Annotated in this window: 11 protein-coding genes; all 11 read right to left on the bottom strand. The window is 35.3% G+C overall.

Annotated elements, in window-relative coordinates; translation table 11 throughout:
- Positions 1-7 precede the first annotated feature (7 nt).
- A complete protein-coding gene (locus ABH902_RS08930) occupies positions 8-2,392 on the bottom strand; it encodes a C39 family peptidase (protein WP_404590368.1) in 2,385 nt (794 codons plus the stop codon).
- A 204-nt stretch (positions 2,393-2,596) separates the two neighbouring features.
- Positions 2,597-4,021: a lipopolysaccharide biosynthesis protein gene (locus tag ABH902_RS08925; RefSeq protein ID WP_404590367.1), complete on the bottom strand. Its 1,425-nt coding sequence runs from the start codon at positions 4,019-4,021 to the stop codon at positions 2,597-2,599.
- 10 nt (positions 4,022-4,031) lie between these two features.
- Complete coding sequence (locus ABH902_RS08920; protein WP_404590366.1) at positions 4,032-5,000, bottom strand: glycosyltransferase; 969 nt, start codon at positions 4,998-5,000, stop codon at positions 4,032-4,034.
- 24 nt (positions 5,001-5,024) lie between these two features.
- Complete coding sequence (locus ABH902_RS08915) at positions 5,025-5,849, bottom strand: phosphorylcholine transferase LicD (RefSeq protein WP_404590365.1); 825 nt, start codon at positions 5,847-5,849, stop codon at positions 5,025-5,027.
- A 3-nt stretch (positions 5,850-5,852) separates the two neighbouring features.
- A complete protein-coding gene (locus tag ABH902_RS08910) occupies positions 5,853-7,214 on the bottom strand; it encodes an O-antigen ligase family protein (RefSeq protein WP_404590364.1) in 1,362 nt (453 codons plus the stop codon).
- Between the two features lie 27 nt (positions 7,215-7,241).
- Positions 7,242-8,222, bottom strand: coding sequence for a glycosyltransferase family 2 protein (locus tag ABH902_RS08905; RefSeq protein ID WP_404590363.1), 981 nt, complete (start codon positions 8,220-8,222; stop codon positions 7,242-7,244).
- Between the two features lie 7 nt (positions 8,223-8,229).
- Complete coding sequence (locus tag ABH902_RS08900) at positions 8,230-9,282, bottom strand: NAD-dependent epimerase/dehydratase family protein (protein ID WP_404590362.1); 1,053 nt, start codon at positions 9,280-9,282, stop codon at positions 8,230-8,232.
- A gap of 10 nt (positions 9,283-9,292) precedes the next feature.
- Positions 9,293-9,997: a 2-C-methyl-D-erythritol 4-phosphate cytidylyltransferase gene (locus ABH902_RS08895; protein WP_404590361.1), complete on the bottom strand. Its 705-nt coding sequence runs from the start codon at positions 9,995-9,997 to the stop codon at positions 9,293-9,295.
- 3 nt (positions 9,998-10,000) lie between these two features.
- Positions 10,001-10,882 (bottom strand): phosphorylcholine transferase LicD, encoded by an 882-nt coding sequence (locus ABH902_RS08890; protein WP_404590360.1) that lies wholly within the window; start codon positions 10,880-10,882, stop codon positions 10,001-10,003.
- A gap of 182 nt (positions 10,883-11,064) precedes the next feature.
- A complete protein-coding gene (locus tag ABH902_RS08885) occupies positions 11,065-12,627 on the bottom strand; it encodes an ArnT family glycosyltransferase (protein ID WP_404590359.1) in 1,563 nt (520 codons plus the stop codon).
- Positions 12,628-12,831: 204 nt separating this feature from the next.
- Positions 12,832-15,318: a GW domain-containing glycosaminoglycan-binding protein gene (locus ABH902_RS08880; protein WP_404590358.1), complete on the bottom strand. Its 2,487-nt coding sequence runs from the start codon at positions 15,316-15,318 to the stop codon at positions 12,832-12,834.
- Positions 15,319-15,447: the final 129 nt, after the last annotated feature.

Raw genomic sequence — 15,447 nt, 5'->3', positions numbered from 1 at the left:
TCATTTTCTATTTATCAATAGTCACAGCCATCTTGTTAGGACTGTAAGAAAGAGCGACTGTATTTTCACTTGCTTGCAGTTTTCCGTAAATAGGATCAGCTACATAAAAGGTATTTCCATCAAAGCCAGTAATTAACCATACATGCAAGTTCTCTACTTTCCAAGAACCGTAATAGGTACTATAGACTTTTGGCGGAGCTAAATATGGATACGTTCCCCAAACGACAATAGGATTACCTTTTAAGAGCTCTTCTTTGAATTTATCTGTGCCAACACCGCTGATGTCCTTTGAGTTAGGTGCATAGCGCTTGGCGTATGGAGTAAAAGCTTTCGGATAAATCGTGTGAAAACCACCTGATTGCTTCGGATCACCGTTAAATCCGTCATTGGGATTGCCCCAAGAAGCTACCTTAGGCACAGCGTTGGTCACTTGGTGAATCGTTTGATTTTTGGTTGCGCCTAAATAGGACAATGCCATATATAGTGAGAATTCCTCACAACCATTAGGATAACCATAAGACATTTGATTATAATAAGGAACGTCCATGTAAGTCCTCTGACCTTTTGCCGTTGAAGCCACGATCTTTTTATTGGCAGTAATATAACCATATGGCGTTTCTAATAAAGGGTAACCATTTTTATCGATTACTCGACGCTTGACATTAATCACCGTACCGGCAGCTATCGTATTTCCTTTACTTAACGCACGATTTGTATAGTAATGTTTGGTTTTCACCTCTACCCGCTTCGGCGCTGTCAAATAGTAATTTTTGATATCAGCCGGTGCTTTTTTGTAAGAAGCAGATAAAGCTGGCGCCTGCTTCCCTTTTCTAACAATCAGCATTTCCACTCCTTCTAATCTAAAGCTGTACGCTGATGTTCCACTTATACTCCCATTTTTACCCCAGCCCAGCCAGCCAAAAAATTCTGTGTGGGCACGATAATACACGTCAAAATGTTTAGCCAATTCGCCGGTCAATTTTATATCAAAAGCTTCAATTCGTTTTGATTGACCAACGGTTCCGCTGACTTGATTATTTGAAACCTTGTTTTGCCAGCCGATATTTTGAACATGACTGCGATAGCTGATGCCTCCTGAAACGGGTGCATTCTCTATTTTTATTTTCAAGGCTTCCACTCGCTTGCCTTTACCAACGGTTCCACTTGTTTTACCATCTTTTTTTGCTGCTTGCCAGCCGATATCTTGAACATGACTTTGATAAACAATATTCGGCTGTTTAAATTGAACAAAGTATTTTTCAGTTGCGCCTTTAAAAACGCTATCCTTTTGAACGAGTTGCGCTTCAATTGCTTCAATTTGATAGCTAAAGCCAGCCGTTCCTGCATTTTGACCATTTTTAGCCCAATCTAGCCACCCAAAATTCTTTGCATGAACCCGGTAATAAATGTCAAAGTGTTGTGCGAGTTCACCTGTTAAACGAAGTGTAACAGCTTCAGCTTGTTTCTTTTGACCAACCGTTCCACTGACAGCATTATTTGCCACATAGTTTTGCCAGCCAATATTTTGAACATGACTGCGGTATTCAATACCGCCAGCAACAGGTGCGTTCGTTATCTGAAATTTCAGTGCTTCTATTCGTTTATCTTCTCCAGTAGTTCCGCTCATTTGGCCATTCGATTTACTTGCTTGCCAGCCAATGTTTTTTATATGGCTTTGATAATTAATCGTTGGCTTTTTATATTGCACGACCGGACGTTTGGTTTCGCCTGGTGCCTTATCACTTTTGGCTACTAGTTGGATTTGAATTCCTTCTATAAAATATGTAAAGCCCAATGTGCCTGCTGTCTGACCATTTTTGCCCCAGTCCAGCCAACCAAACCCTTTCGCTTTGACCCGATAATAAAGATCATGGGTATTTTTAAGATTTCCAGTTAATTGCATTTCCACGGCTTCTATTGTTTGCCCAACCACACCGCTTTGCTCATTTGCTTGAACGAAATTTTGCCAACCAACCTTGGATACGTGCGTACGATACTGAATCCCTTCTGTCTGCTCTGTTCCATTAATGCTAATTTTCAAGGCCTCAATACCTTCATTAGAAAATTCGCTGACCTCACCATTTTTATGTTCCGGCTGCCAGCCTTGTTGACTGTTAAAAATAGCATAGGTTATTGCTGGCATATTTGTTGGAGCCTCTTGGGTCGCTTCCGTTGTTTCCACCACTTCTGTTGTGGACTGGGTTTCTTCTTTCGTTTCACTACTTTCAGTTGTAGAAGCTATACTTTCTACAGTAGTACTCTCTTGTAAAATAGCTGTATCACTTGTTGCTTCTTTTGTCCCCTGTACCTTTTCTTCTGCAATTGCTAATGTTGGCGCTACCAAAAAAACAATCGCACAAACCACCGCTAAATAACCAAACTTCTTTTTCAATTATTCTCCTCCTTAAGTTTATACAAATTGTAGCAAAGTTCATTATTTTTGTCTATCAAAGGAACATTTACTAAGCAACTAAAAAATCCTGAATTTGCCGAGAAACCGGACTTTTTATTCCCCTGTCTTATCTATTCCTAATTAAAAGCCGGAACAAAACTATTTTTAGTTTTATCCCGGCTTTTAATTCGATTAATTACACTATTATTCGCTTTTCAATAAATTTTTAAATTCTTTAAAACTACGAATTATCGTTCTGTTATTTAGCAATATATAGAGCAGATAGCAGCCTCCATAAACCGCAGTACTCAGGAAGCTTCCATTAAAGAACAAATTACTTAAGATAAATAGAATCGTCAATAGGGTTTCAAAAATCATCGTTTTGCTAAACCGTATATCCATTATTTTGCACAAGAAAAACTCGGCAAAATTGCATCGGAAAGCCAAGCTAATCAAGATTAATCCTACTGCCCAAGTTAAGTTGCCAAAACCGAAAATAATTGTAATAGATAAAATTAACGATAACGTCAATGTAGTAACATTGACAAGCAAAATGGTTTTCTCCTTACGTAACGCTTTTAAATACGTATTGATCAATAAGGACATGCGGCCTTCGTAAATAACAATGGGAAATAGAATGCCCATAAATTTTAAACTTTCAGCGTATTCCGGCAGCCAAAGAGAGAGAATATATTTGGCAGGTACATAAAATAATAGAATCGCATAAGTGATTGGTACAAAGAGATCTCTCAGTGTTTTAAACAATGCAGGGAGCTTCTCCTGATTAGTACGCCGTAATAGCGGAAACATAACCACGCCTACTGCATTTACAAAGGTTAAAAACATGTTTGAGATACTCAAGGTGAATGAAAGCTTACCAAACGTTTCAATGGTCCATTTCTTTTGAACGAAGAAACGAATAGTTCCAATGATCAGCATGCTTGCAACACTGCTAAGCATAAGCTTACTGCCTATATTGATATTATCCAGAATTTCCGGAAATAGTTTTTTCAGACTGACTAATTTACAGGTTAGCATATCTTTGATCCGATACATGCCCCAAAGTGTCATAATCAATTTAGATAAAATATCAAGAACAATCAACCAGAAAAAGCTGCGGCCGCCTATGAGAAAATACACACCGATAAAGGCCACATATAAATAGCGATCGCTTCGGGACAATTGTGCATATTCCTTAATACGATTCGTCGATTGGAATATATACAGAATAAACGTCTTGGCAATGGTTATTAACGAGACAACTGCTGTAAGCATTAAGATGACAGATTTATTGCTCGGTGGCAAGAAAAAGGCTGCCCATAGGATTAATGCAATAGACACGACTGTTTCAAAAATACCCAGATACCAAAATTGAGACCCTAAGTCTTCTTTTTCAAGATCTTCGTATTCTTCACCGCCGATTTTCAGATAGATACCGTCAATCCAGCCTAGATGTAAAAAGCCTACGTAGGATGAGTAAAAAACATACAGCTGCCAATAGCTGTACTCTGTAACTCCAAGTAGTTTAGGAACGACCAGACTTAGCAGAGTGGAAATACCCAGAGTCGCAAAATTCGCAGCAACGGTATAATATAGATTTTTTATGACTGCCTTCGCTTTTTCGTTCAATTCTATGCCCTCATTCTTTTCCTAAACTTAATTTCATCATATGATAAATATCCGCAAAATAATCAAACGGCTTGCTATAAACATTAAAAGAAAAGATAATCTTTCCAATTTTTTTTCTTTCCAATAATTGTACTCTGTCTGTATTTTCCTGCATCATTTGATGAATGATTTTTTCTTTTTGCTCTTTGTTTGCTACGTCCTTATCCAATAGGACGAACTCCTTTAATGAGTTTAAACGTTCATTATATCTATTCAGCATATTAATTCTATATTGATACTTGCTTGCTTTTTCGGATTTCACCATCTCTTTTTTGAACGTACTATTGCCATGTTTTCTAAAAGTAATGGTCGCTTCATTTAATAAATATAACCGATCAACCGCAAGCGCACTTGCCCACAAAGCAAGATCATGTGCCGAATTTAATGCTTGGTTAAAATACTCGACTGCTTTGGGAATAAAATCCTTTCTAACAGCATATACACAGCCAGGTCGCTTCAAAATAACATTGTCACGTACGAAAACAACTTTTTCATCAGTGCCAACTTGCTTTGTTTTTAAAGTTCTTAGCTTAGAAGAATGTCCGCCTTCTTCGATTTTTTCCTCATAGTTGGAAACTAAAACAGCGATATCTGCATTATTGGCCATTTTAGTACTCATTTTTTCAATTTTATCTATATGCCAAATATCATCTTGATCACATGGAAAAACATAAGTACCTTGAGCTTGAACAAGCAAATCTATAAAATTTTGACGCCAGCCTTTGTTCACAGGGTTGACCGTTACTTTCCAATTCTCTAAATGATGTTCATCTATATACTTTTGAATAATTTCTACTGTCTGGTCTGTTGAGCCATCATCACATATAAGCAACTCATCAATCAGACATGTTTGATTTTTGAGAGAATCCAGTTGTTCAATTATATTACGTTCACCATTGTAGGTAGCCATAACAACAGAAACAGTAAAATTTTTTTTCATTAAGCTATCCTCCCGTTACTTGGCTTATTTCCAATAAAATGTATATGGATGGTGGGTTATTCTTTCATGCTCTGGCGGCAGTTCCATGTAGTTCCCATAGCGTAACGTTAAAAACTTATCACGATCTTTTATTGCTCGAACTTTTTTTCCGGCAAAAATGATATCTTCATAATGCTCAAACCACTCTGTTGGGAAAATTCCCCATTCCTCATCAAAAAACTCAATATACCCGCATACAGAAGTTTCTTCAATAGGATATTTAATTGTTTCCTTCATAAACAGTTCTTTCCAATGAGCGTAACCGCCTTGCTTTACCAGCTTACGATGCTTGGGATAAAATAGTACTCTTTTTCCGTAAGCTTTCCACCAAGTGCGCGAAATTGCGTATGAGGCATTTAAGGAAGCAAGCATGTTATAACGATACAATTCACATCGATTACCGAATTCTGTTCTGACAGCAACATCTGCAGGAAATCCATCAATCGGAAAAATATCAACGAATACACCTAGTTCAGGATCTTCACTATGGTAGAACTGCGTTGTTTTCACAGATGTCCGTCGATCTACTAATTTAGCAAAGGTATAGCGATAATTTTCTCTTGTTTCCAAACTCAAAAGTAAATAAGTTGATTCTTTTGCCAAAATATTAATCAGACGATCATAGTTTGGGCGTGTCAAAACGATATCTAAATCATCGTCCCATGGAATATATCCTTGGTGTCTTTCAGCACCAATCAGACTTCCATAAAAAACCGAATACTCAATATTATGCTTTCTACAAATAGTATCAATATAAACCAAAATTTCAACACTTGTTTCTTGAATTTCATTAATACTTAATTCTTTCATTATTTATTCACTCGTTTCTTGTTCATTTTTTGAATTCAAATTCCCTAAGTATAGAAAGAACAACATCGAGCCCAGCTTGTTTACTAAAACAACATCTGTAATTAAGCATGCAGAAATCAAGATGGTCAAAACAATCAAACTTTGGTATAAATACTCCTTATATTCAACGATATCAATTTTAAACAAATGAAGCAATGCTTTAATCATACTAAATACAATGAAAAGCACAAATGGAATCGTGCCAATTAGCCCTGTAGTGGCTAATAGATAAAAAACAAAATTATGGGGAGTTTGTTCTTTTTCTGCGATCCAAGTCTTAGGCAGATGCTCTTGAGCATACGGAACCATATTTTTAGGCGCCGTTCCTACTAGCGGTGTTGATTCAAAAATTTCAAAAGCACTGCGCCAAAGCTTAAATCGACTATTAGAAACATCGGCATTTTCACCTACATCTTTACGTTCTAAGGAAACTTTTGATTCATCTTTTTTGATAACAATAACTTTTTCTACTGCAGTCGCTGAAGCCACAGAGACTTTTTGAGTTAGATTCATCGCTAGATAAATTCCCGCAACAACGATGATCCCTGCTATAAATGAATAGGACAGTTTCTTTATAAGTGAATGATTTCTTTGCATATAGTAGCAGTAAAAGAAGGTGCCAGCTAGCGTGATGGCCATAACCTCAATAAACGCAGTACGTGAACCTGACAAAACAACATACAAGAATTCAAAAAGAATACTAATGATTAAAAACGCTTTGTATAATTTATTCTTAGCTTGTTGAAACAAGTGAAATGAAAAGCAAATCGCTACTACTGAAATAGTTGCTCCATAGTTTGGATCCACAAAAACTCCGTACAAACGATTTTCAACAAAGCCCATACGAATACCGTAATAAAGCTTATCTAACGGCGCAGTATAACTAAATTGTACAAAAAACATACCTAGAGAAATGACAATCAAGATGAACCAAACAAATACTAATAGTTTTTCTACTAATCTAAATAAACGCCCATCATTTTTTTTGCCAATTTCATAAACAACAAAGAAAAATAACGCTTGCCATATAATCAATTTAAAATTAGCGATCATCCCGGCTGATCCATTCAAAATGGAACTAATAATTAAAGCAATAGTAAACAAAATCAGTAAAATACTTAGCTTTCGCTTTTTTTGCAGCCATTGTAGACCATTTCTTAAAAGGAGCATGCCCCCTACCAACGAAATAAGCGCAAAAATAAGACTATCGACTTTTGAAGGAATAATACTGTATGTGCTTATCATTCGTATAATTAACATAAATTCCCAAAATAGTATAAAAGGAAGCTCAGCTTTCGTGAGTACTTCATCTATTTTTTTTAACATCAAGCTTTTCTCCTTACCCAAATAAAACTATTTATTTTTTTTCTTAACTACTTTATTTTCAAAACGAGATAATTGTTTATAAAAATAAGTATGAATACTCAATGCAATCATTGCAATTTTTCTTTGTTTAGTAAAGTATTGATTTTTAAGAACAAATAGAGAATTTTTACGTAAAAAGCGGATAATTTCTTTTTGAGTTACCAGATCCTCTTTTTCTATTTGACTATTCATCATTTTATCTAAAACTATAAAATATGCCCAACAAACACGTGTGTGGACAAGGTCTTTTAATTCCGGGTAATTTTCTAAAACATGTTTTTCATTGTCTTCCCAAGCTTTGATTGTATCAAGGTCTTTTTTTGAGAAATGATTACTGGAAATACTATTTTCCCGATGATAATAATAATATTTCTGGCTGGTATCAATAACCACTTTCGTCGTTTGCTCAAGTACCTTTAAAATAACCGCTGCATCTTCAGTAATTCTTCCTTCTGGATAGCGAACGTGCTCAAAGATTTCTTTTTTGTATAATTTATTGTAGGCATTTACGGAAACCAGCTTGCCTTCTAAAATAATTTTCGCAGCGCCAAGCATGTCTGTCACAATATATTCATGTTTTTTTATTTCAGGCTCTTTTCCTGCATATAAATCAAAAAGCCCTACAATTGACAAATCAGCCGCTTCTTTTTTCAGATTAGTGTATAACAGCTCATACATGTCTGTTTCAATATAATCGTCACTGTCTACAAAGCCAAGATAACGCCCGCGAGCTATTTCTATTCCTGCATTTCTTGCAGCGCTCAGTCCGCCGTTTTCTTTGTGGACAACAACAATTCGGTCATCAATTTCAGCATAGGCATCACACATCGCGCCACAATTATCCGGTGAACCATCATCTACAAGAATTAATTCAAAATCTTTAAATGTTTGATTTAAAATTGATTTTACACATTTATCTAAATACTTTTCAACGCCATATACAGGGACTATGATACTTATCTCTGGCACCACGTGTTCACTCCTCAGTTTTCATAATCTTCATCACTTGATTTAAGCTATCATTCAAAGAGTAAATAGGCTGCCAGCCTAATTGTTGAATTTTTGCAATATCTAGAATTGCTGTAGTAGCCTTTGAATAACCTAAAGCTTCTGATTGTTCCGGCAAATCAAATCTCACTTTGGTTCCCGCAAGATCCGCCAGCTTATTGGCTAAATCTTTTAATGTTAAATCCAGCGCAGGATTAGCGATATTGTATGCTTCACCGCTTTGCCCTTTCTGTAATAAGAAAAGTAACCCATAAACCGCATCAGCCACGTAACAATAAGAAAAATACTGATTGCCAGCGCTTTTTAAAACAATATCCTCATTATTTATTGCATTCAAAATGAATTGAGAGGAAGCTTTTGAATCATCTTTTAACATTGTTGGTCCAAAAATTCGACTTAATCTTGGGATGACAATATCTAAATTGTATTGTTGAATATAAGCTTGACAAAGCGCTTCACTCGCTCTTTTTCCTTCCGGATAGCCCGCTCTTAATGTATTACAGTCAATATAGCCGCAATACTTTTCATCGAAGGAGTCAATATCACCTCGATTTTCGCCGTAGACTTCAACAGTTGATAAAAATAAGACTTTAGTTCCCGGAATCTCCTTTGCAAAATCCAAGACCTGCTGGGTTCCTTTTATATTCGTCATAATCGTGCCAATCGGATCGCTTGAATAGGCTTTTGGATGAGTATTGCTCGCGCCATGAATAATGTAGTCAACGGGTACATCAAGTGTAATTGCTTCTGTCACATCTCCAGCATGAATATGAAAATTTGCATGTTCGCTATATTCTGAATAACGCTCTGCTAATTTCTGGTGACTTCTGCCCATTGCGTAGATAGTTATATTCGAATTGTAGTCAATATTTTGTTTCATTAGACAATCAATTAAAAATGTACCTAGCATGCCTGAAGCACCGATCACAAGAAAGGCTTTGTCTTGAAATTTTTGCCAATCAATATCGGCAGAAATGACTTTTTGAAGATCGGCCTGATAGTATGCATTGTTTGAAAACATAATGCTCCTCCTAGTCCTCTTTCATACGTAGATAGCCTTTGAATAATTGAAGGTCATCTTGAGTAGTTAGTTTGATATTTTTATCAGAGCCTAATGCAAAGTACAGTGTTTCACCTAGATCAACCATCATTGTGTTTGTGTATGAGGACTCAGAAATCCCAATATTTTCTCTAAACGCTTTTTCATAGGCCCATGCTAATTTGCCATATTTGTAAGCTTGAGGTGTAGAAACTCTGCGCAATGTTTCTCTGTTAATATATTGTTTGGTTGTTTCTTCTGTTTCTTTTACAAAAATTTGTTCATTGTAAGGTAATGAAGTTACCGCATTACCGAATTCCTTACTTTTAACAACAACATCAGATAAGACAATTTCATCCACTAATGGACGAATACCATCATGAATAACAACAATATCCTCTTCATCCGAATGCTCTTTTAGAAAATCTACACCATTTCTAATAGATTCTTGTCCGCTGTTGCCACCTTCGATAATCCAATTCAATTTATCAATATTATATTCTTTTGCATATGCCAGTAAAGTATCTTCCCAGCCTTTTTTACAAACCACTAAAATTCTGTCAATCATCGGGTGTTTTTGAAAAGACTCTAATGTGTAGATAATAATCGGCTTATCTTCCACCATGATAAATTGTTTTGGGATATCCTGCCCCATTCTTTTGCCTACGCCGCCAGCAATAATCAACGCTGTAATCATCTCTTACTCCTCCTCTATACTATTCGTACAATAGTATATTCCTTTGTATTTTTTATAAGAATGCTCTGTATCAATATAAACTGCATCATGATGCGAAACACGATCTTTTTCAGGCGGCAATTCCATATAATTACCAAAAACTTGCGTTAAATAACGATCATAGCCGACTGGTACCGGCATTTTAGTATCTTCAAAAGGTAAAAAAACAGCTTTTTCAAAGTCCGTTCTTTTATATAAATTCCCCATGTATTTAGGACCAACACAAAGTTCAGTGACATATTCAGAAGTGTTGAAATCATATTTAGTCATTTGTTTTTGAGCCAGTGACCAAATTCTATAACGACCTTTTTTAGTTGGAATGAGCTTTAATAAAATCCTACTGCCTAACGCCATAATTCCTCCATGCTTTTCCGGAACAACCTGAGAACAAAATAATGCATAAATAAGTGCCCAGATCTTTTGAATTTTTCTTTTAATTGTTGAATCAGGAGCCCCATCTAAAGGAAAAATATCGATAGGCAAGCCATGAGGAATATCTAAATCTTTTTGATATGGCTTAATGAAAGTGGTATCAGTTTCTCTAATTGTTGTGAAAGAATTATGATCAATATAAGTTGCTGAAGGTCTTAAAATCGGATATTTTTGCAGATCAGCTTCATTTATCCACAAATCATAAAGCTTTTCATAATCCTCACGCGGCATAAAAAAATCTAAGTCATCATCCCAAGGGATAAATCCTTGATTTCGCACTGTTCCTATACAGCCTCCGCCGCAAAAATAACAAGTCAATTGGTGTTGTTCACAGAATCGGACGAAGTATTTGGCCATTTCTAAATTGACTTTTTGAATCTTCTTGATTTGCTCTGTTTCTGCTTGTTCATTCATGATTAACGATTAAACTCCTCAAGACAATCATTTTTTTCGAAATTACATCTTTTCCATTTTCTCATATCTACTAAAAACTTTCAACAAGTTGCCTAATATCTTAATATAACTGTAACGGACACTCCGCAGATCAAAACATACAAAATAAAAAAAGGGCTGGGACGTCCCAGCCTCTAAATGTATTAATATACTTTTTTAGTTTCTATTTTATGATCTTCATTCTCTTTTTTTAGCAGTAAACCGATAGCCAAAACAGCTGGAATGAAAATGCCCATGGCATATCTCGGACTAGCTTCCCAAAGAAGTAAAAAGGCAAAATAACCGGTAATGTAAATACTATTAAAAAAGATGAACAGATTCATTTTTTTAAAATACTTGATTGCTGCAAAAACAATGCCAAAATAAATGATATATTGAATCACCATCATTAACGCATACAGAATTAATCCGCTGACATTATTTTCAAAAACCCACATTTTGTCTTTTTTGCGACCCGTACTTAAAAAGATTTCAAAAGAAGATTTTAAGTCGCCAGAACTCCAAGTAACTGCGACCTTAGTATTGAGAGCTTTTATAAGCTGTCTTAAATTCATATTGTTCAAACGTTCTTTAATCACCTTAAGATGTTCTTTTTGAATTTTATCTTTTGGTAATCGTTCAGTTAAAAACATGTTCCAAGTAAATTTTTGATCGGCAGAAGAATAAGTACCCACAGACCATCTATACGTATCTTTTTTTGATAAATCCTCCGGAATCGGCGTTCCGTTTAACCCCATCATAATATAATGAGTATTCGGTTGCCCATAGTTATTATCCGGAAACAACTGCTGAGAATGAATAAATTGATTCCAAAAAAAACTGCTTACTAATAAGACCAGAAAAGGCAAAACGCCCATCGCTCTTCGTTTTCCAGTATTTTTCAACAGTAAAAATAAGGCTAGCGCAATGATCAGCACCAAAACTGTACCTTTACTGATATATCCTATTGCACAAAATATCATGGTCAAAAGAATGACTACTTTTTTATGTGCAACATCCTCTTTTAGATATTTAGTAAGGAAAAACATTGTTAGTGCAATAAAAAATAGCGACAAAATATCTGTATAAGCTACAGGGACATGGAGCGTAACTTGAAAGGCAAATATCAAAACCTGAATAGATATCAACGCAGGCAAATTACCAACATTTAACTGTTTCATTGAAAAAAAGGTTAAGACTATCGTACAAACATGCATAAGACTAAAAATGATGATAATTGCATAATAATTTGTACCAAAGAAGAACTGAATAATAGAAAAAATATACATAAGCAGCAAATTTTGAGGATTAGAATACATATAATTAAATCCCCAAGATTCCCCTTGAGATAACTGCTGTAAATACTTCAAAGTAAATGCTGTATCATCCACAGGCTGATTGAAACCGATAAATTTAAGAAATATCAGTAATGACACAAAATAAATGATAAGTTCAGCGATAAGTATACCATAGGCTGTTTTGTTGCTTAATTTCCAACTTTGTCGCTTTCGTTTTAAACTATATGAAATAAACGCATACAAGCCTAAAGCAAAAAGTAAGCAAAGTATATTAATAGCTATAACTGTACGATAGGAATGCGTGTTTCTAAACAATGAATAAATTTCCCCAATCCTAGGTGCAAAAATAGTTGTAAAAATTGCCCACATCATCGTTAAAATTGCTGTCACTAAGAAAAATTTATAAACATACTTTATGTACTTGTTCATTTTCAACCTCTTTATAATGTTTTATAGTTCCTAATTAAATATAACATATTTTTCCTCTAAAAAATTGATTAACGTTAAAAAGTGACTGGAATATAACCTTGCAAGTTATATCCCAGTCACACATAGCGTCCCACTAAAAAGCAAAATCAGAAACGGCCTCAGACTAATTGTATTATCCATTTTCCTCATCTGACTTTGCTCTGATTAAGGAATTAAATCGAAGCCTTTAGCATCCATCCAACCGATGACTTTGCCGTTTAGTTTGAATTGATACCAGGTAGCTTTTACTGTTTTTGCTTCTTTTACAATTTCAACAGTTTTATTTTCATAAGCAGGGCTGCTGGCTAATCTTGGATTATTGCCTTGAGTATAATAGATTTTACCATAGATACCATGATTCATTCCGGTCTTAATTTTTCCTTTAAGAGACACAGTTTTTTCATATTCAATCGCATCATAATTATCGAAACCTTTGGCATCCATCCAGCCAATTACTTTACCGTCTAACTTAAATTGATACCAGGTAGCTTTCACTGTTTTTGCTTCTTTTACAATCTCTACTTCTTTTCCTTCATAGGTCGGACTGCTCGCTAATCGTGGATTATTGCTGTCCGTATAATAAATTTTGCCATAAATTCCATGATTCTGATTCAATTGAACCTTAGCTCTGAAGCTTACTGCTTTTTCATATTCGATTGCATCATATTTATCAAAACCTTTGGCATCCATCCAACCGATGACTTTGCCATTTAGTTTGAATTGATACCATGTGGCTTTTACTGTTTTTGCTTCTTTTACAATCTCTACTGTTTTACCTTCGTAAGCCGGACTGCTCGCTAATCGCGGATTGTTGCCCTCTGTATAGTAGATTTTGCCGTAAATTCCGTGATTTTGTGCAGTCTGGATCTTAGCCTTAAAGCTTACTGCTTTTTCATACTCAACCGCATCATACTTATCAAAGCCCTTAGCATCCATCCAGCCAATTACTTTACCATCTAACTTGAATTGATACCAGGTAGCTTTTACTGTTTTCGCTTCTTTTACTACTTCTACGTCTTTTCCTTCATAGGCAGGACTGCTTGCCAATCTTGGATTGTTTCCTTCTGTGTAGTAGATTTTGCCGTAAATCCCGTGGTTCTGTTTGGTTTGAATCTTAGCTTTGAAATTTACTGCTTTTTCGTATTCAATCGTATCATAATTTTCAAAACCTTTGGCATCCATCCAGCCAATTATTTTACCGTCTAACTTGAATTGATACCATGTAGCTTTCACTGTTTTCGCTTCTTTTACGATTTCTACATCTTTTCCTTCATAAGCTGTACTACTCGCTAATCTTGGGTTATTTCCTTCTGTGTAGTAGATTTTACCGTAAATTCCGTGATTTTGTCCCGCTTTTACTTTTGCTTTTATACTTACTGCTTCTTCATATTGTATTTCGTCATAACTGTCAAATCCTGAAGCATCCATCCAGCCTACTAATTGTCCATTTACCTTAAATTGATACCACGTTGCTCTGGCTGTTTTTGCTTCTTTCACGATTTCAACATCTTTTCCTTCATAGGCAGGGCTGCTAGCCAATCTTGGGTTGTCGCCTTCGGTATTATAGATTTTGCCGTAAATTCCATGATTCATTCCTGTTTTCACTTTTGCTTTGAAATTAACTGCTTTTTCATATTGAATCACATCATAAGAATCATTCGCTGATAAAAATAAATTATTGTATGCAATATTAACATCAAATCTGCCGCCGATTCCTGTATTTACACTTGGAAAAGTGACCTCTGAAGACCATTGCCATGCAGCATAATTAGTGTGCAATAAATTAGAATTGAGCGGATTATACGGATATTGAGCGACCCAACTATTCTGAAGACCTAATACATCTGTATTCAAAATTTTCCTATTAAACCAATCAAACATTGAATAATGGGCGACTCTATTAAAACCTAAACTGTTTAATCTATTTTTAAAAACAACAGAATTTGATGTAACATTTCCTTGAGTCATATCAACCTGTTCAGCATCATTAACCATCACAGTGTTTTTAGAAAGCCCAAGTTTTACTGCTTGAGCAGCAAAAAAATCTGCTTCTGCCTCTGCCATTGCTGGGGTTGAAAACCAGCTATAATGATACACCGATACAGCTAAGCCAGCTTTTTTTGCATTTTCTATTTGTGATTTTGCGTAGGGATTGACGTACGTTGTATACTCTGTCAACTTTACAACGACTCCTTTTACGCCATAATTTTTCATATTATTATAATCACTTACTGAAATTTCACCATTATGAGAAGAAACATCGATAAAGCTAATAGCGGGACGTGTTTTGTCATTAGCAGAAATATAAGCTTCTAAACTAGAAAAAGTACTCGCCCGCGAAGTTATTGCTAAATCAGAACGTCTATTCGGATCAAAAGTTATAAATTCTGATTCTTTTTTTGCTTCTTTTCCCATCTGAGCATTATTGCTTTCAGTTATTTTAATTTCTTTAGAAGATGAAGTCGCAGTTCCTTGTTCCGTACTATTTTCAGTTTTTGTTGTACTGTTTGTAGGTACTGATTCGCTTGTTTCACTGACACTTGTTTGTTCTACTGTACTCGATTCTTGGACTTGGGAGTCAGTAGCTAAAGCTACAGCACTATGATAGCCAAAAACCGTAGCCATTCCAACCAAAATAAAAATTTTTTTCATTAACTTAACCTCTCTTATTCTAAATTTCTATCGACAATTTTATATTTATACATTAAAGCTATAGTCTTTCTATTGTCTAAATGGGTAACTTTTATAGCAACACTTCAATGTGCTATTATTAATTCTCTT

It is taken from the genome of Enterococcus sp. UD-01, from assembly GCF_044909655.1.
Classification (GTDB): Bacteria; Bacillota; Bacilli; order Lactobacillales; family Enterococcaceae; genus Enterococcus_L.
Note: the sequence above shows the minus strand (reverse complement) of the source record. Positions and strands in the feature narration are given on the sequence as shown.

Excerpts from the sequence above, each read along its gene's own strand:
- ABH902_RS08900 (WP_404590362.1), bottom strand. The coding sequence starts at position 9,282 with ATGTTTTCAAACAATGCATACTATCAGGCCGATCTTCAAAAAGTCATT.
- ABH902_RS08880 (WP_404590358.1), bottom strand. The coding sequence starts at position 15,318 with ATGAAAAAAATTTTTATTTTGGTTGGAATGGCTACGGTTTTTGGCTAT.
- ABH902_RS08920 (WP_404590366.1), bottom strand. The coding sequence starts at position 5,000 with ATGAAAAAAAATTTTACTGTTTCTGTTGTTATGGCTACCTACAATGGT.
- ABH902_RS08910 (WP_404590364.1), bottom strand. The coding sequence starts at position 7,214 with ATGTTAAAAAAAATAGATGAAGTACTCACGAAAGCTGAGCTTCCTTTT.
- ABH902_RS08885 (WP_404590359.1), bottom strand. The coding sequence starts at position 12,627 with ATGAACAAGTACATAAAGTATGTTTATAAATTTTTCTTAGTGACAGCA.
- ABH902_RS08895 (WP_404590361.1), bottom strand. The coding sequence starts at position 9,997 with ATGATTACAGCGTTGATTATTGCTGGCGGCGTAGGCAAAAGAATGGGG.
- ABH902_RS08890 (WP_404590360.1), bottom strand. The coding sequence starts at position 10,882 with ATGAATGAACAAGCAGAAACAGAGCAAATCAAGAAGATTCAAAAAGTC.
- ABH902_RS08915 (WP_404590365.1), bottom strand. The coding sequence starts at position 5,849 with ATGAAAGAATTAAGTATTAATGAAATTCAAGAAACAAGTGTTGAAATT.